Here is a 16,438-nt window from a genome sequence, read left to right on the forward strand (position 1 = left end):
TGGAAGGATGAAGAGCGGCTTCGGCTAGCCGCGGAGGCGGTTGATTCGCTCGCGCACCGCCGTGCCCGCCCGGTGGCCGAAGGATTCGCCCCGCGTGGCATTGCTGCTCGCGCCCATGCCGGCCAGCCCCTGGCCCGCGCCGACAGCAGCTCCCAGGCCATCGGCCCCGGTGCGCAGGCCCGCGCCACCCGTAGCCCCGGCGATGCCGGCGGCCCCAACTGTGGTAGTGGTGATGAATGACGTAGCGGCGCGGCCCACACCCGAGCCGTCGATGAGCATATCAGCCGCCTTGGGCACCATCAGGTAGCCCACGATGGCCAGCACCAGCAGGCACAGATAGCCGATGTCGGCTGATTCCACACTGCCGCCGGCCTGCAGCTGCTGGATGTTGCTGTTAAGCATCGTGACCTGCACATGTGCCAGCACGGCAGCATAGATGTTGGCCACCGGCACCCACAGCGAAATGGTGATGAAGTAACCGAACCACTTCATCAGTCCGCCGCCAAAACCGGGGATGATGGCGATGCCAAAAGCCAGTGGCCCGGCCACGCTGAGCAGCACGAGCAGGAAAGTAGAAATGAGGCTAATGGCCAGCTTGGCGGCCAGTGCGCCCAATTCCAGGATGGATTTGGTCCATTCCCGGAAGTTCTGGCCGACCGAGTATTGCACTTGGTTCATGGCCAATGTGGCTTTGCGGCCAATGTCCAGTGCTCCGAGCTTACCTAAATCCTCTTCATACTTTTCGTTTATCTGCATGTCCGATTTGGCCTTGGCGTCGGCAGCCAGCCGGTCCCGTTCACCCGTCAGCCGGTTCACTTCCCCCAGTTGCCCGAGGCGAATGGCATCGGTGCCATGAGCCACGGCCATTGTGATGCCGCGCAGGCCGGAGCACAGCGGCACAAACAGCAGAATAGCCAGCCCGATAGCGAAGGGCCGCAGCAACGGGAAAAAATCAATAGGCTCGGCCCGGGCAATGTGGCCCCATACCCGGCTGCTGATGAAAAGCAGCGCCCCTACCCCGCCAATGGCGCGTCCCAGGTTGATAAACTGCGCGGTAAACGTCAGCATCTCGGTGTATATCCCTTCGAGCTTTTGCTCATACAGGGCCATGTTCAGGTCGATGGAAGTTGGGTCCATGGTGCAGTTCGGGCGTTGGAGGAATAGAGAGGTGAGTGAATCAGCTTAGGGCAGATAGTGCTCGTCGTGGGCATTCGCCAGCCGCCGGGTTGCCCGCGCCAGAATGGCGGCTTCCTTCGCGGCCAATTCCCCGACTAGTGCGGTTTGGGCTGGGTCCTGGGCTTTGCCAGGGTCGAGCTGGTCCACCGCGGTCAGGTTGTCCTGGCTCTGCTGCACCATATCGGTGAAGCGTTGCTCCGAGTCTTTGATATGGGCAGGACTGAGTTTTTCGGGGCCAGCAAGTGTGGAAAGCAACATGACGTACTGCTTCTGCTGAAGCAACAACTGCTCATGCTGCTGGCGGATGGTGGCAACGCGTGGGTCCGGCTTAGCTGCATTGGAACCACAGCTGGTTACCAGAAACGCCGCAGCCAGCCAAAGGAAAGTTTTCATAAGTCAGAAGGTGGAATTGGGTGAAGACCACCGCGCTAGCGGGCGGTCATGAAGGCTCGCATGGATTCGCGGTCCTGCACCTGCTGGGCCTGCTGCTGCGCGATGGCCCGGCACTTGCTGCTGAAGTAGTTCATCAGGTTGTGCTGCTCGCTGATGCGATCGGCGATGTTGTCGATGAACTCGATGCGCTCCGGGTCCGTCATCTTGGCTTTGCTGGCGCTGAGTACCCCGGCCAGTTCCCCCATCAGGGCAATGTTCTCCGTGAGAATGCCCTGGTACACCGTCGAGGCCTCGCTGAGCTGAGCAGCCGACAATTGCTTGGTGCGCAGCTCTGGAATGATGGCCGAAAACTGGCTAATCATCTCGCTTTGATGGGTGTAGATTTCCCGAACCCGGCGGTAGTTGCGAACCCCAGCGCTGATTTGCAACAGGCTGCTGTACCACTGGTCATGTAGCGCCTGCGTCCGGTCGATAACGCCCTTAATCTGCCCACTGACCTTGGTCATATCACTGGCCAGCACCTTTCCCTGCCCAAGCAGCGTAGTTGAAATACCCTGGTGCACGACTTGCTTGCGGGACTGGTCCTCGGCAATCGGTGCTGAGATGACGGCCGGCATTTGCGCGTAAGCGGGGCTGGCCAGCAAGGCTAGGCCCAAGGCGAGAAGTTTAGCGCTTGATTTCATAGTAAATAGCCCAGGTAAAGTGGAAGCAGCGCTTAACGAGCACCCATCAGCGCGTTGAGGGCCTGCGCGTCCTGCGCTTTCTGCTCGGCCAGGTGCATCTGCACGAGGTTGCGCTGGGTGAAGTAGTTAATGAGACCCAACTGGTCGGTGATTTTCGCGTCGAGCTTATCGATGAAGCGCATCCGGTCGGCATCCGTCATCTTGAGCATGGCCGGGCTCACAATGGTCTGCAAGTCCGATAGTGTGTTGGCGCTTTCGGTCAGCATTTTGGTGTAAATCGTCGCCATGGCCGAGAGCTGTTCCGGGGCCACGTAGGGCGACTGGCGAAGGGTTTCAATAGCCGTCGAGTAGTTCTGGATGATGCGGCCCTGCTTCTCAAACACCGACTGCACGCGCCGGTAGGTGCGCACCGCCGAGCTGACCTGTAGCAGCCCGTCGTACCAGGTTTTGGCCAGCTGCAGGTTCTTTTCCGAAAAGACCTTGGTCAATTCCTGCTCTTTCACGCCGGCTTTTACCAGCACGTTGGCCGCCGAGGAAAGCCCCTTCATGGTGTTCTGCAGGCCGGTTTGCACGCCCGACTGCACTTCAAGCACGGGAGCGGTAACCACGAGCTGCGCAGAAGCCTTGGTGATGCTAACGCCCAGTATGGCTAGGCCCAGGAGCGTGATTCTCATTTTCATGATTTTTCCCTTTGGTTGAAATCAGCTGCGCTACCCTTCGCGCAGCTCGTTGGCGAAGAGCTTGATGGCCGTGGGCATATCACCCGTCTGCTTAAGCTTCTCAAACAGCCGCACTTTCTCGGTTTCCTCGGTGGTGTAGGTCACGTATTCCTCCTTCGAAACCTCGATGGCATATACCTTCGACACGACCCCGCCTAGGCTGATGAACACCTCCGTGTAGCGCCCCCGCGTAGCCTTATTGTCGCGGTTGATGCTCAGCACCAGGTCCTTTTCCTTCGGCGTGAGCGAGAGCAGCGCCTGAATCTCATCGAAGCGGTTGATGAACTTGCGCTGGTCAAGCAGAATCTTGCAGTCCGAGTTGTTGATGATGGCATCCTTGACAATCTCGTTGCCTATGATGTCGTCGATTTCCTGCGTCACCACGATGGCCTCGCCGAAGAACTTGCGCACTGTTTTGAAGAGGTACTTGATGTAGGCGGCCATGCCGGGCGTGGTTAACGCCTTCCAGGCCTCCTCAATGAGAATCATCTTCCGAACCCCTTTCAGCTTGCGCATCTTGGAGATGAAGGTTTCCATGATGATGAGCGTGACCACCGGAAACAGGATGGGGTGGTCCTTGATGTTGTCGAGCTCGAACACGATGAAGGGGGCCTGCACCAGGTCCAGCTCTTTCTCAGAGTTCAGCAGGTAATCGTACTCCCCGCCGCGGTAGTAGGGCTTGAGCACGTAGATGAAGTTGTCGATGTCGAAGTCCTTTTCGCGCACCTTCTCCTCCTCCAGAATCTTGCGATAAGGCCCTTTAACAAACTCGTAGAACGTGTTGAAGCTCGGCTTGATAAGCTCGTTTGCTTCCAGCATCACGTAATACAGGCTCACAGCCGTGGAGAGCGACACGTACTCTGATTGGCTCACGCTTTCGTCGTCTTTTTTCCACAGCGCCTGCAGCAGTGTTTTGATGCTTTCCTTCTTTTCCACGTCCAGCTTGCCCGAAATCAGGAAGGGGTTGAAGGCAATCGGGTCGTCCTCCTCGTAGGTGAAGTACACCCCGCCCACCAGCTCACAGAGGCCTTTGTAGGAATTGCCGGTGTCCACCAACAGCACGTGGGCGCCCTGCTCGTAGTACTGGCGCACCATGTGGTTGGTGAAAAATGACTTGCCCGAACCGGAGGGCCCGAGCACGAACTTGTTGCGGTTGAAGATGATTTGCTTCTTCATCGGCTCATCCGAAATGTCGACCAGCACTGGCTTGCCCGTGAGGCGGTCGGAAAGCTTGATGCCCTTGGTGGCCCCGGTGCTGCGGTAGTTGGTTTCGCAGGCCCAGAAGCAGACGGCCTGCTCGATGAAGGTGTAGAAGGTTTCCTCGCTGGGAAAGTCGCCCGCGTTGCCCGGAATCCCGCCCCAGTAGAGCGCGGCGATGTCCACCGTGTTCTGCCGCGGCTTGCAGTTCATGGCGTTGAAGGCAGCGTTCACCAGCTTGCGTACTTCGGTCAGCTCCTCCTCGTGCCGGCCCCAGGTGAGCACGTTGCAGTGCACCCGCACCGGCCGGCGCTTGTGGGCAATCAACTCATTCAGGAAGGCGTTGTAGTACTCGAAGTTGATGGCGTTCTGCCGCGAGTAGAGCGAGAGCGAGTTGAGCCGGTCCTTCTTCTGCTCGAAGGTTTTTACTGTCTTGGTGGTGTTGTCCAGAAACACATACTGGTTCAGGATGTGATTCGCGCCCAGCAGCAGCCCCAGCGGTGCAGCAAACGAAATGGGGAAGTCCGAGTATTCGGTGCTGTATTGCTCGTAGCGGATGTCGGTTTCCACCGACGTGGGCAAATCATCGAGGTTGGCCACCGAGAACATCTGGCAGAACTCCGCCCCCACCTTCAGCCCTTCGGTCAGGTCCAGGTCCACCTGCAGGGCCTGGTCGGACAAATCCAGCGCTAGGTATTTTTCCAGCAGGCCGGCCTTCTCGGCCGTGCCGGCCAGCTCATCCGACGTGAGCCGGTGCGAGCGGATGTAGGGCGCGTTGGTGGGCCCTACTCCTTCCAGCGTCCGCACGAACTGGCCTACGTTATCGAAAAAGCTCTCCAGCACCTTGGTGTCGAGCATGTCCTTGGGCACGATGTTGCGCCGGGCCAGCAGACCCGAGGTGCTGCCCCAGTTGGGCCGCTCCGACGAGGTTTTGGTGATGTAGAGGTAGCAGAAGTGGTTCAGGAACGGCCGCTCGTTGAAGTGGCGTTCGTAGGCCGACGAGAGCAGCGTGCGCTCGGCCTCGAAGCCGGGAGCATACTTATCCTCCACGTACCAGTCCTGCTTGTGCACCACGCAGTGGTCGGGCAGCAGGCGCACGGCCTTCACGAAGGCGGCCTGCAGCTGGGCGTAGTCTTCCCGCGAAAGGGTAAAGATTTCCGGCAAATCCAGCCGAAACGCCACGGTCACGTCGGCATTCTTCGAGATAAGGCAATCCTTCTCCACCTTGTAGATGGGCTGTTTGGATTCCAGCGAAACGGAGGGCAGAACCTTGTTGCTCATATGCGGAAATACACCCAAAACCAGTCGCTAGGCGCGGCTGGTCGGGTCCTCGTTGAGGCGTTGGAATAAGCGGCTGTGCCGGTTGGTGATGTACTTGGGCGACGAGCGCCGGGCGGCGGCTTTCATCAGCCCGTGCTCGCCAAAGCGGCGGTTCAGGGCGAATACCCCGGCCCACATCCCGCCCCCGGCCAGGAAGGTGCCCAGCACCGTGAGTACCAGTGGCACGCCCAGCAGGTAGCAGGTCACGAACAGGGCAAATACCAGCCCGATGCCGGCGACCAGGAAGTAAATGTTGCTGCCCACTAGGCCCTTGAATTCGACGGGCTTGTTGATGCCGCGATTGAGGTCGTAGATGGGCATGAGGCGCAAGCTTAGAGGAAGAAGGAGCGCACCACCGTGGCCACGATGACCAGAAAAATCATCGAGCCAAACCACGACACGGCCGTTTTCTGGGTGTCCTGGTCACCGGCGTTCCACTTGCCATAGACCTTGATGGCACCCACCAGGCCCAGCACCGCGCCGATGGCGTACATGAGCTTGGTCAGCGGGTCGAAGTAGCTGGTTACCTGGGTGGTGGCGTCCTGAATGCCGGCTGTGCCGTTGCCGCCGGTCTGGGCGTAGAGCAGGTGCGAGCTAAGAAGCAAAACCGCAAGGACCAGCGAGGTAGTGAAAGGTTTCTTATTCATGGCAATGGAAAAAGGAATCTGGAATATTGGAGTGGAAAAGGAGGCCCGGGCTACTCGTCGTCGGGGCCGAAGAGGTCGTCCAGCTCGGCGTGGTTGAGGGCCATCCGCTGGGCCATTTGTTCGGCCAGGCTGGTGCCGGCCAGTTCGACCGGTTGCGCGGGTTGCTGGCCGGTTTGCAGCAGGGTCAGGTATTCGGCGACGGAAGCGGCAGCCACCAGCTTGGGCGGGTCTACCGGGGCGATGTCCAGCCGCGAGGCCACCGGCTCATCGAATGTGGCCAGTGGCTCGTAGCCATCCGCCACTAGTGGGAGCTGCACGGTTTCGGGCTCCAGTGCTTGGTCAACTGCTGCATCAGCAGCTACTGGCTCCGGGGGCAGGTTGTGGGCTTCGCGGCGGACCAGGGCAGCCAGGTGCTCATCGGCCTGGTCGGCTTCTTCGGTACGGTTTTCATCCAGCACCTGCGCCTCGTCGCCCGCGGTGGCGGCCGCATCCATCGGGGCAGTGTCGCTGCTGCTTTCGTCCTGGCCGGTCGCCGTGCCGGTGGAATCGGGCAGGGTCCCACTGACCAGCGCCTCGGCCGCCGCGGGTAGGTTTTGGTTTGCGCCGGCTTCGGGGCGGTCCGCCTCCTCATCGGCATTGTCCCGGCCCTCGGTTGCACCCGGCGTGGCTTTGATGAAGGCCGAGGTGGGGCGCACCAGGGAGAGCGGAGCCACCGCGCTACCGCCCACGCCGGCGAGCTGGCCGCCAACCGCTTTTCTGCCCGGGGTCAGCAGGGCCGTGAGTTCCGCCCGGTAGTAGAGCAGGCCCACCACCAGATAGTAGAGAACAACCACAACCAGAATGAAAAGGCCAAACTGGCCCCAGGAATAGGCACTGAGCATCGCGGGGAAATAGCGTGGCACCCCAGGCCGACCGGCCCGGGCGTGAACTTGCCAAACCGTGATTTGACGCTGCAAACCTATCCGGGCTATAAACTGCTTGGGTAGAAAGTTGACGAACGGTTAGAATTCAATGGTGAGGTGCAGCCCCGACACACGAACGGCACGCAGCTTCGGTGGCAAAACCGGGCTGCGTGCCGTTACAATGGCCATCGGGGTGGAGACTACCCCACCAGATGAATGCGGTTTTTCAACTCATCCTTGCAGGAGCGGCTGACCGGGATGTAATCCTTGCCCAGCAGCACGCTGCTTTCCTCGTAAGCCTGCACATGGTCCAGGTTCACGATGTGGGAGCGGTGGGTTTTGAAAAACTGGTCGGGCAGCTTCTGCTCCAGCTCTTTCATCGTGGAGTCGAACACGAAGTTCTCCCGCAGGGTGTGCATGCGCACGTAGTTCTGCAGGGCCTCGAAGTAGAGAATGTCAGCGAGCAGCACCTTGACGTGGCCAGAGCCCTTACGCACAAACAGGTAGTCCTTGAACTTGGGGCAGCGTTCGGCTGTCCCCAGCACTTCTTTTCCTTCAGCATTGGCTGTTTCAGAAACGGGGCCGGTAGGACCGGCCTGGTAGGCATTGTAGAGGGCCAGCTCTACCTGCACGCGCAGGGAATCATCTGTGAAGGGCTTGACCAGGTAGCCGTAGGGCTGGGCCAGCTTGGCGCGGTTAAGGGTGTCCGCGTCGGAGCGGGCCGTAAGAAACACCACGGGGATGGCGAACTGCCGGCGAATGAGCAGGGCGGCGGCGATGCCGTCGCAGTCGCCGGCAATGTTGATGTCCATCAGCACCAGCTCCACGGGCTGAGTGGCCAGCACGCGCAGGGCTTCATCGCTGTTGTCGACGGGTTCGAGCGGAGTGTGGCCCAGCCGAACGAGCGTGCGTTCTATCTCCTCGGCAATAAGCAATTCATCTTCAACAATGAGAATGGTAGACATAGGGTGGGATAAGGGGCACCTTGGTCGGCTCCTCAGTCACGAGTAACCTCTATCTGCGTGCCCGTGGGAGAGGAACGGGTCACTGAAAGCGTGGCTTTCAGCTGTTTAGTAAGCGTGCGGACCAGCTGCAGGCCCAGGGAGTGGGCTTTGGCCGGTGCGTCCTCGGCCGGCATTCCGGCCCCGTCATCAGCGATGGTGAGCCGAAATCCGGTGGGGCGGCTGGCGAAGCAAACGTGCAGGTGGCCCTGGGCAAGGCCCCGAAAAGCGTGCTTGTACGCATTGGTCACCAATTCGTTTACCAGCAGGCCCAAGGTACTGGCCTCTTTGGGACTCATGATAAGCGGGGCCAGGTCCGTACTCAGCCGGATGGTTTGCTCGGGTGTAGTAAGGGCGATTTTCAGTGAACCAAGCAGTTCTCCCAGATACTGGTCCATGCGCACCTCGGCCAAGTTGTCGGCTTGATATAAGAATTCATGTACCATGGCCATGCTCTGAATTCTTGTTCGACTGGCATCCAACGCCGCCACCAAAGCGGGTTCGGGCAGGGCACTGGCCTGCCAGCCCAACAGCCCGCTTACCAGCTGCAGGTTGTTCTTCACGCGGTGGTGTATCTCCTGCAGCAGCACTTCCTTTTCAGCCACGGCCCGGCAGTTGGCCTGGTTGGCCACGGCGAGTAAGGCTTTCTGCCGCCGGAGCCGCCAATACAGCCAGCTGCCCACCCCGATAGTGGTCGTCAGCCCGCCCAGCAGCAGCCACAGCGACTGCAGCTGCGCCCGCTGGCTGCGCTGCTCGAACTCAGCGGCCCGCTTCTGCTCGGTGAGCAGCTTCACGTCGTAACGCACCTGCAGCTGGGCCAGGGCCTGCGCCTTGTCGCCGTTGAACAGGTAGTCGCGCAGGTCCTGCGCCCGGTTGTCGAGGTCGAAGGAGCGGCGCACCCGGCCCTGGTCGGCATGGGCCCAGGCCAGGCCCGCCAGCGCGTCGGCCTCGTAGTCGGGCATCTTCAGGCCGCGGGCCACCGAGAGCGCCAGCTCCGCCATTCGCTGCGAGGCAGCCGGCTGGCTTTGCAGGCGGTACACGCGGGCCAGGGCCAGGGCCGAGCTGGCTATCTGGGGCCGAAACCCGTGACGCTGCATGATGCGCAGGGCCCGGTTCATGTTGCCCGCCGCCGAATCCAGTGTGGTCCTGGTTTGAGGGTAAATCATGGCGTACACCTCACCCCGGAACTGGTATACGTAGCCCAGCCCGCGCGCATCCTGCGCCCGCTGCATGTAGGGCAGGGCCCGGGTCGCGTAGTGCAGCACCGAGTCGTAGCGCTGCAGCACCAGGAAGGTGTTGGCCAGGTTGAGCAGCAGGCCGCCCCGCTCGCGGGGTGGAACGTTGCCCACTGTCCCCTGCTGGTGATAAGCCTGCCGCATATACTTCAGGCCAGCGGTCAGGTCTTTGGTATCGACCGATACCAGCCCCATGCATTGCGTGAAGCGCCATTCGTCGGGTAGTTGGTGCACCCTTGCCACGCCGGCGCCTTCCTGGCTGTACTGCATGGCGGCCACGTAGTCGGCGGCCCGCTCACAGTTCACCACCAGCTGGTATAAGGCATCACTGACCCCCGGCCAATCATGCCGGCGGCGGGCCAGGTGCACGGCCTGCTCCCCTACCCGGTGGGCCTCGGGCTCGTCCTGTGCAAACAGGGCGTCACTCAAGGCACACAACGCCTGGAACCGGGCCGAGTCCGGCTGCTGCAGGCGCCGGGTCACTTCGCGCAGTGAGTCAATTGTGGCGCTGTCCCCTGACTGGGCTAGGCTGTTTTCTGCCGGCAAACCAGTTGCGCCGGCTACCGTGCTGGCCAACAGCAGGGCCAATACGGTCAAACGCTTACCGCCCGCCACGCCGCGTCGACGCTACCTGGGGGCTGGTGATGGAAGTGCTGCTGGTACGCATTGCTGGTAGAGATATAGCCCCCTCCCCTACCCTGCTGAGCGGGTAGGCATTGGGAAGGGATAGTTAGAAATAGCGAAAGGAAAGCCTGCCGGCCCACCGATAAGGGCGGGCCGGGAGAATAGCACCTAACGTAAGCTTACTTTTTAGGTGACATCATCTGGCGCAACTGCCGCTGAAACGCTTTCTGAATCTGCCCCTCATTGGCCGCTTTGAACTGGGCGAGGATGTTGTGAATAACATCGGTAGAAGATGCCCCCCCGCCCAGCAGCAGGCCCATTTGCTGGAAAAACTGCTGGTGGCTGGCCGTAATACGAATCTGAAAGGTCTTCTTCTCCGCGGAATCCGCAAAGAGAGACGTTAGGTCCAGCTTATCCTTGCCGTCCCCCGTAGCGGCCGGTGTCGGCGCGGCTTCTGCCTCTTCCTCGTCCGGGGCATCTTCAGCGGGTACTTCCGCTGCCGGTGCCGCCTGCGGAGCCGGGGCCACAACGGCCGGCGTTTTTTCTCCCTTTGGTTCTAGCGGGGTACTACTGGCGGCCGGCGCTGGAGCAGCCACTGGTTGCGGAGCAGATTCCGCAGTAGCGGCGGGTGCGACCGGCACGGGCGGTTCTGGCTGCGCTGCTGGTACCGGTGGCGCCGGCTCGACGGGCACCACCGCCGGCTCCGGGGCGGAAGCCGTCGGCGTGGGCGCTGCCTCCGGGGCCGGGCTGGGCAATACAAAGGGTTGGCTGGTTCCCATGTGGCTAATGGCTGCAACGGAGCCCGTGAGGCGGGCCAGCTCGGCCATTTGTTCTTCGGGGGTGAGTTTGGGTTTCTTGATGGAGGTTTTGGCCATGACGAAGGAGGATGCAGGCTTGAAATTTTAGAGGAAAAGCAGCGGCTGATGAACCGTGGGGCTATGCCCCGGGCGCTGACTCGATGGCCGGGGCTGTGAACGCAACGGTTTTGCCCGATGGCGTGACGGCCCCCTCCCCTACCACGAGGGTAAGAATTTCCAGGATGAGCTGGCCCAGGCCGAGGCGGTTGAGGTCGCGCTCGGGTAGCGGAAACATCGTGGAGCGGTTTTCTTTGTAAGTCATCAGCAACTCAACCCGACTCTTGAGCAACGGCAGCCCTTTCTCCTGAAAAAGCTCCTCCGTTTTATCATAAATGCCCTTCTTCTCGGACTTCACAAACTTGTTCCAGAAAGCATAGAAGCCCAGCAGGTTGGAATCTTCATCCCGGGACTGCACAAACTGACCCAGGATGCCCATGTAAGACATGGTAGAGGCAATTGAGCCCTTGTCCGGCTCAATTGGCAGGAAGATGTAATCCACCAGCCGAAGTAGCTCCGGCAGGCCCACCACGTTCACCGTACCGGGCGTATCCACCAAAATGAAATCATAGTCCTGCTCAAACAACCCTTCGATGGAGCTCACGGCTTTCTCCACGCTGGAAATGATGACCGGGTACGGGGGAATGCCCTGCTTCAGCAGGCGGGCCTGAAACGGCGCTTCCGACTGTAGCCGGTTTTGCTCTTCGAGGCGGTAGGCGTGCAGGGAGTTCTGCGGGTAATCGCAGTCCACCATGGCCACCTTGTAGCCATAGTAATAGCACAGCGCGGAGGCCATGTGCGTGCCGATGGTCGACTTACCAGCGCCCCCCTTCTGGGTGGCAAATGCGAGTACGTGGGGTTGATTCATGCGAGGGCCAGAAGGTTTGGAATCGTTGAGTTGTTAGTTGCTAAGTGGCAATGTTGCATTGCCACTTAGAAGCAATGGTGATACGCCACTAAGTTGTTTTGTTGCAAAAGTTCCTTGTTGTTTAGTTACAATGTTGCAAAACAACAAAAGTTGCGTGTGGCAGTGTTGCTTAGTTGTAATGTGGCGAAGGTAATAAGTTGCGTTGTTGCAAGGCAACTTTATGGCAAAACTTTCTGAATGCCTTTTGTGGTAAAGTTGCAAAGTTGTTTTGGGGTATTGGTGCAAATACCAAATAGCCAGAAGGTACTCACCCGTCCCGTTACTGATGTTGCATAGTGGCAATGGTGCAATGGTGTAGTGTGGCAGCAGCGCTTAATTATACTCCTTAGCTATTAAAGAAATAATTAGTGAACCTCAAGGGTGTAAAGTTGCAAAGTGTTAAAGTTGCAATGTGGCATAAGCCATAACACTTAGCTCTAGTTCTAGCACCGTTCAACGCCCCCGTTCAGATAGCTCGTTCATCGTCCAGCAAGCCATGTCATTGTCCGGACAAACTTCGTTTGCCCGAGTCAATGACACCGCCAAGTTCGCAGGCTCACATGGCTTGGCTTGCTAGTTTAGCGTACACTATTTAGCGAATTAAAATTCTAAAGTAGTTTTAGTAAACTTGGGGAAGCTAAAGTCCCCAAAATCATTATGGAACCAGAGAAGCAAGTAGAACAAGTCGCTGATGCAGCCCGCACTTTGCGTATTGACGTGCGGGTAAGTCCGGAAGAGAAAAAGGATTTACAGACAAAAGCTACGGCCGCCAGCTATAAAAAAGTGTCGGCTTATTTGCGTGACGTGGGCCGGGGAGTGGAGGTCAAAGAAAGTATCCCGCCGGAGCTGCGGCGACAGCTGGTAGGCATCGGTACCAACCTGAATCAGATAGCACGACTGGCGCAGGCGGGTAAGTCTTTTAGTAGCCACGAAGCTCAGTTGGTGCAGGCGCTAACCATTATCAGAGGGTATCTGGTATGATTGCAAAGACCACTACAGGTAATGATTTCGAGGGGGCGCTGACCTACGGCGCGGGGCAGCGCCAGGGCCGTGGCAAGGAGCCGGGGGAGGCCCCGCTTTTGGTCGTGGCTAATCTGATTCCGGGTACTCCCAAAGAGATGGCGCAGGACATGCGGGCCGTGGCAGCGCAGAGTAAAAAGATTCAGAAGCCGGTGTGGCATACCGTGCTCTCGTGGAGGGCGGGTGAGGTGGTGAGCCAGGCGCAAAAAGTGGCCGCGGCCCAGCGGTATTGTGAACTGATTGGTGCGCCAATTGACCGGCACCAAGTGGTGGTTTATGAGCACCGGGATAAGAAGCACGCGCACGTTCACATCTACCTGAACCGGGTGCCGATTGATGGGGGACCAGCGCTGCGGACGGATAATAACTTTTACCGGCAGCCGGCCATCACGCGGCAGATAAGCCAGGAGCTGGGCATGGACCCTATTCCCGAGCAGCGGCGTAGCCTGTGGGCGCTGGACCCCACGAAGGAAGCCGCACGGGAGCAGGTAAGCCGGGTATTGCAGCACTTACTCGCTCAGGCCGACAGGGGAGGGGAGGAGTGGTTGGCTTTGCAATTGCAAAAAGAGCTGATTGGAGTGCGGTATACCCATGATAAGGGCGGCGTTCTGCGGGGCGTGAGCTTTGAACTGAACGGCGTGGCGGTTCGAGGGCAGGAAGTGGGCTACAAAGGGGCGCAGCTGCGCGAAGCCCTGAACGCGCCCGGGTTGCAGGCGGCGGTAGGGCCGGAAGTTGAGTGGGTACCCGGCGCGGACCCGCCAGCAATATTGCCGAAGCCCAGTCGGCCCGAGCCCACGAAGCGCCCCCGCCGGAAGGGGCCCGCCCGGTAGCGGCCGGACGGGTGGGGCGGTTCATTCGTGTGCCCGGCGTGCGCCTCACCGCTGACTTTGGACCGCTCGTCAAATAATCCGCGTCGGGGGCTGCCGGCGAGGGTAAGTTGCTTGATTCACCAAGCGATTCAAGCGATGGAAGACGAGAAAGGACTGCGGAAAATCATGGAGTTTATGCGCCTATTTGCCATTGTGCTGATGGGCATCAACATCTACTATTACTGCTTCGGCTACTTCAAAAGCATGGGCTGGACACCGGCCGTGGTCGAGCATATTCTGGAGAGCTTTAGCAAAAACACGTTTCTGTTTAAGGCCAGTTGGGTGAGTAAGACGCTGGCCGTGGTGTTCCTGCTGCTGAGCTGCCTCGGCACGCGGGGGCGAGCCAATGAAAAGCTCAAAGGGGCCTCGGTGGCAGGCTATGCCGCCATTGGGCTGGCCCTGATTTTTGGGTCGGACGTGGTGCGCAACTTTCCGCTAGGGGCCGGGCTGACAACGGCGCTTTATACCGGGCTGCTGTCGGCAGGTTTTCTGTTGCTGCTGAGCGCTGGGGCCTGGCTGAGCCGACTGTTTAACAACGACCTGATGAAGGACATCTTCAACAAGGCCAACGAAAGCTTCCCGCAGGAGGAGCGGCTGCTGGAAAACGAGTATTCGGTGAACCTGCGCACCGAGTACCAGTTGCGGGGCAAGCAGCATCGCGGCTGGCTGAACGTGGTGAATCCATTCCGGGCCACCATGGTGCTGGGCACGCCCGGTTCGGGCAAGTCGTTTGCCATTATCAACGAGTTCATCCGGCAGCACCTGGCCAAGGGCTTCTGCATGTACATCTATGACTACAAGTTTGACGACCTGAGCCGCATTTGCTACAACACGCTGCTACGCCACCAGGACAAGTTTGATAAGCCGGTGGGCTTCTATGTCATCAACTTCGACAACCCCCGCAAAAGTCATCGTTGCAATCCACTGCTGCCCGAGTTGATGACTGACATCGTGGACGCCTACGAGTCGGCTTCCACCATCATGCTCAATCTGAACAAGAGCTGGATTCAGAAGCAGGGCGACTTTTTCGTGGAGTCGCCCATCAACTTCGTGGCGGCCATCATCTGGTTTCTCAAGCTCTACGACAAGGGCAAGTACTGCACCTTCCCCCACGTCATCGAGTTTCTGAGCCGCGACTACGAGGAGATTTTTCCGGTACTGGCTTCGTACCCCGAGATTGAAAACCTGGTGAAGCCCTTCGTGTCGGCGTTCCAGAAGGATGCCATCGAGCAGTTGGAAGGGCAGATTGCCTCGGCGCGCATTCCGCTGGGCCGGCTGGCCTCGCCGCAGCTATATTGGGTGATGTCAGGCAATGATTTTACGCTCGACATCAACAGCAACGAGGAGCCCAAGGTATTGTGCGTGGGCAACAACCCCGAGCGGCAGGCCATCTACGGGGCGGCGCTGGGGCTCTACAACGCCCGGCTGGTGAAGCTGGTGAACCAGAAGGGCAAGCGCAAATCGTCCATCATCATCGACGAGCTGCCCACCATCTACTTCAAGGGCCTCGATAACCTGATTGCCACGGCCCGGAGTAACAAGGTGAGCACCTGCCTGGGATTCCAGGACTTCTCGCAGCTGGAGCGCGACTACGGCCAGAAGGAAGCCGAAGTCATCAAGAACACCGTGGGCAACGTGTTCAGCGGGCAGGTATCGGGCAACAGCGGCAAGTGGCTGAGCGAGCGGTTTGGCAAGATTCTGCAGCAGCGCCAGAGCCTGAGCATCAACATGCGCGAAACCAGCACCAGCCTCTCCACTCAGATGGACAGCATGATTCCGGCCAGTACCATTGCTAACCTTACGCAGGGCAACTTCGTGGGGGCCGTGGCCGACAACTTTGGCGAGGAAATCGACCAGAAGGTGTTTCACGCCCGAATTCAGGTGGACGTGAAGGCGGTGGCCGCCGAGGCCCAGGCTTACCAACCCATCCCCGACATCACCAGCTTCATTAACCCAGCCACGGGCAAGGACGAGGCCGAAGAGATGATTAAGGCCAATTTCAACCGCGTGAAAACGGAAGTGAAGGAACTGTGCGCCCGCGAGCTGCTGCGCATCGGGCAGGACCCCACGCTACGGCACCTTATCAAGGAGAAGCCGGAAAAAGCTTGATTTGCTAGCAGCCAGCTATTGTTCAACCATCACTTGGCCGCATCCTTTATTGGTCGCATTAGTGAGTTGAAATTGCTCTGAATCTGCGCGCGTAACGCAAATGCATCAGTGCCCCATAAAGCAGCCAAACGAATAAGGGTATGTTCTCCATCGGTGGGCAATACTGTTCGGTTGTTTAGCTGCACATAGGGACCATCTGACTCCAACAGGGCACGGTCAGGAGCTATTTGCTGGATAATTCGCCGACCATTTTCTGATTGAAGCATAGCCGGATTAATCGAAAAATAGTGGCCAGCCGCTTGAATATCTTCGATATGTGCTGCTGGACCCGAATACCAGTGAAATACAGCAGCTGGCATTTGGTAATCTGTTAGCATCGCTAAAACACGTGTTTCAGCTCCCCGCGAGTGAAGCGTCAGAAAGCGTGGCCGGCCTTGCATTTGCTCCAACACAAATTCAAAACTGGCCACCTGACGAGTAGCTGTTGCCTTACCGGCCCGCGAGAAGTCGAGTCCTACCTCGCCCACAAAAGCAGTGGAGGGCAACAACTGCTTAAAAAGCAATAACTCTTTGGGTGTGTGCTGAGCGGCCGCTAATGGATGAAGGCCCAGCGCCAGACGTACATAGCGGAAGTTTTTAACAAATTCCCTACCCTCCTGAAAATGGCTGGGCAGCGTCGTCACGCCAATGGTTGTAACCTTCTCCTTTTCTGCCAACTCGACAATTGCCAACGGGTCTGGATATTGGTCGATGTGGCAATGGGTATCAAGCATAGAGAAGCA

Annotated in this window: 16 protein-coding genes; 3 read left to right on the plus strand and 13 right to left on the minus strand. The window is 59.0% G+C overall.

Annotated features, from left to right (window positions below; all coding sequences use genetic code 11):
* Positions 1 to 24: 24 nt before the first annotated feature.
* The 12 genes from VF629_RS01055 to VF629_RS01110 all read right to left on the minus strand — a co-directional run bounded on the left by VF629_RS01055 (position 25) and on the right by VF629_RS01110 (position 11,619).
* Positions 25 to 1,137: a hypothetical protein gene (locus tag VF629_RS01055; RefSeq protein WP_331056584.1), complete on the minus strand. Its 1,113-nt coding sequence runs from the start codon at positions 1,135 to 1,137 to the stop codon at positions 25 to 27.
* Between the two features lie 45 nt (positions 1,138 to 1,182).
* Positions 1,183 to 1,569, minus strand: coding sequence for a hypothetical protein (locus VF629_RS01060; RefSeq protein WP_331056585.1), 387 nt, complete (start codon positions 1,567 to 1,569; stop codon positions 1,183 to 1,185).
* Positions 1,570 to 1,604: 35 nt separating this feature from the next.
* A complete protein-coding gene (locus VF629_RS01065; RefSeq protein WP_331056586.1) occupies positions 1,605 to 2,252 on the minus strand; it encodes a hypothetical protein in 648 nt (215 codons plus the stop codon).
* 32 nt (positions 2,253 to 2,284) lie between these two features.
* Entirely contained in the window at positions 2,285 to 2,926 is a 642-nt protein-coding gene (locus tag VF629_RS01070) for a hypothetical protein (protein ID WP_331056587.1), read from the minus strand.
* A 36-nt stretch (positions 2,927 to 2,962) separates the two neighbouring features.
* Positions 2,963 to 5,449 (minus strand): TraG family conjugative transposon ATPase, encoded by a 2,487-nt coding sequence (locus VF629_RS01075; protein ID WP_324679976.1) that lies wholly within the window; start codon positions 5,447 to 5,449, stop codon positions 2,963 to 2,965.
* 27 nt (positions 5,450 to 5,476) lie between these two features.
* Positions 5,477 to 5,809: a DUF4133 domain-containing protein gene (locus VF629_RS01080; protein WP_331056588.1), complete on the minus strand. Its 333-nt coding sequence runs from the start codon at positions 5,807 to 5,809 to the stop codon at positions 5,477 to 5,479.
* Between the two features lie 11 nt (positions 5,810 to 5,820).
* The gene (locus VF629_RS01085; protein WP_331056589.1) at positions 5,821 to 6,135 is read right to left on the minus strand and encodes a DUF4134 domain-containing protein; all 315 of its coding nucleotides are present in this window, start codon (positions 6,133 to 6,135) and stop codon (positions 5,821 to 5,823) included.
* Between the two features lie 50 nt (positions 6,136 to 6,185).
* Entirely contained in the window at positions 6,186 to 7,016 is an 831-nt protein-coding gene (locus tag VF629_RS01090; protein ID WP_331056590.1) for a hypothetical protein, read from the minus strand.
* Between the two features lie 221 nt (positions 7,017 to 7,237).
* On the minus strand, positions 7,238 to 8,002 hold the full coding sequence (locus VF629_RS01095) for a LytTR family transcriptional regulator DNA-binding domain-containing protein (RefSeq protein WP_331056591.1): 765 nt from the start codon (positions 8,000 to 8,002) through the stop codon (positions 7,238 to 7,240).
* Positions 8,003 to 8,034: 32 nt separating this feature from the next.
* Positions 8,035 to 9,861, minus strand: a complete 1,827-nt coding sequence (locus VF629_RS01100) for a sensor histidine kinase (RefSeq protein ID WP_331056592.1) — start codon at positions 9,859 to 9,861, stop codon at positions 8,035 to 8,037.
* A gap of 215 nt (positions 9,862 to 10,076) precedes the next feature.
* The gene (locus tag VF629_RS01105) at positions 10,077 to 10,772 is read right to left on the minus strand and encodes a hypothetical protein (protein WP_331056593.1); all 696 of its coding nucleotides are present in this window, start codon (positions 10,770 to 10,772) and stop codon (positions 10,077 to 10,079) included.
* A gap of 61 nt (positions 10,773 to 10,833) precedes the next feature.
* The gene (locus VF629_RS01110) at positions 10,834 to 11,619 is read right to left on the minus strand and encodes a ParA family protein (RefSeq protein WP_331056594.1); all 786 of its coding nucleotides are present in this window, start codon (positions 11,617 to 11,619) and stop codon (positions 10,834 to 10,836) included.
* A 696-nt stretch (positions 11,620 to 12,315) separates the two neighbouring features.
* On the opposite strand from VF629_RS01110, the gene VF629_RS01115 reads away from it, so the two are divergent.
* The 3 genes from VF629_RS01115 to mobC all read left to right on the plus strand — a co-directional run bounded on the left by VF629_RS01115 (position 12,316) and on the right by mobC (position 15,656).
* Positions 12,316 to 12,639, plus strand: coding sequence for a plasmid mobilization protein (locus tag VF629_RS01115; RefSeq protein ID WP_331056595.1), 324 nt, complete (start codon positions 12,316 to 12,318; stop codon positions 12,637 to 12,639).
* Positions 12,636 to 13,508: a relaxase/mobilization nuclease domain-containing protein gene (locus VF629_RS01120; RefSeq protein ID WP_331056596.1), complete on the plus strand. Its 873-nt coding sequence runs from the start codon at positions 12,636 to 12,638 to the stop codon at positions 13,506 to 13,508. The genes VF629_RS01115 and VF629_RS01120 overlap by 4 nt, the downstream gene beginning before the upstream one ends.
* Before the next feature lie 135 nt (positions 13,509 to 13,643).
* Entirely contained in the window at positions 13,644 to 15,656 is a 2,013-nt protein-coding gene (gene mobC, locus VF629_RS01125) for a conjugal transfer protein MobC (RefSeq protein WP_331056597.1), read from the plus strand.
* 29 nt (positions 15,657 to 15,685) lie between these two features.
* Here mobC and VF629_RS01130 read toward each other — a convergent pair whose 3' ends face one another.
* Positions 15,686 to 16,429, minus strand: a complete 744-nt coding sequence (locus VF629_RS01130) for a TatD family hydrolase (RefSeq protein ID WP_331056598.1) — start codon at positions 16,427 to 16,429, stop codon at positions 15,686 to 15,688.
* Between the last annotated feature and the right edge of the window lie 9 nt (positions 16,430 to 16,438).

Source organism: Hymenobacter sp. (assembly GCF_036388155.1).
Lineage (GTDB): Bacteria > Bacteroidota > Bacteroidia > Cytophagales > Hymenobacteraceae > Hymenobacter.

Excerpts from the sequence above, each read along its gene's own strand:
- VF629_RS01110 (WP_331056594.1), bottom strand. The coding sequence starts at position 11,619 with ATGAATCAACCCCACGTACTCGCATTTGCCACCCAGAAGGGGGGCGCT.
- VF629_RS01130 (WP_331056598.1), bottom strand. The coding sequence starts at position 16,429 with ATGCTTGATACCCATTGCCACATCGACCAATATCCAGACCCGTTGGCA.
- mobC (WP_331056597.1), top strand. The coding sequence starts at position 13,644 with ATGGAAGACGAGAAAGGACTGCGGAAAATCATGGAGTTTATGCGCCTA.
- VF629_RS01090 (WP_331056590.1), bottom strand. The coding sequence starts at position 7,016 with ATGCTCAGTGCCTATTCCTGGGGCCAGTTTGGCCTTTTCATTCTGGTT.
- VF629_RS01085 (WP_331056589.1), bottom strand. The coding sequence starts at position 6,135 with ATGAATAAGAAACCTTTCACTACCTCGCTGGTCCTTGCGGTTTTGCTT.
- VF629_RS01080 (WP_331056588.1), bottom strand. The coding sequence starts at position 5,809 with ATGCCCATCTACGACCTCAATCGCGGCATCAACAAGCCCGTCGAATTC.
- VF629_RS01060 (WP_331056585.1), bottom strand. The coding sequence starts at position 1,569 with ATGAAAACTTTCCTTTGGCTGGCTGCGGCGTTTCTGGTAACCAGCTGT.
- VF629_RS01065 (WP_331056586.1), bottom strand. The coding sequence starts at position 2,252 with ATGAAATCAAGCGCTAAACTTCTCGCCTTGGGCCTAGCCTTGCTGGCC.
- VF629_RS01055 (WP_331056584.1), bottom strand. The coding sequence starts at position 1,137 with ATGGACCCAACTTCCATCGACCTGAACATGGCCCTGTATGAGCAAAAG.
- VF629_RS01115 (WP_331056595.1), top strand. The coding sequence starts at position 12,316 with ATGGAACCAGAGAAGCAAGTAGAACAAGTCGCTGATGCAGCCCGCACT.
- VF629_RS01095 (WP_331056591.1), bottom strand. The coding sequence starts at position 8,002 with ATGTCTACCATTCTCATTGTTGAAGATGAATTGCTTATTGCCGAGGAG.
- VF629_RS01070 (WP_331056587.1), bottom strand. The coding sequence starts at position 2,926 with ATGAGAATCACGCTCCTGGGCCTAGCCATACTGGGCGTTAGCATCACC.
- VF629_RS01105 (WP_331056593.1), bottom strand. The coding sequence starts at position 10,772 with ATGGCCAAAACCTCCATCAAGAAACCCAAACTCACCCCCGAAGAACAA.
- VF629_RS01120 (WP_331056596.1), top strand. The coding sequence starts at position 12,636 with ATGATTGCAAAGACCACTACAGGTAATGATTTCGAGGGGGCGCTGACC.
- VF629_RS01075 (WP_324679976.1), bottom strand. The coding sequence starts at position 5,449 with ATGAGCAACAAGGTTCTGCCCTCCGTTTCGCTGGAATCCAAACAGCCC.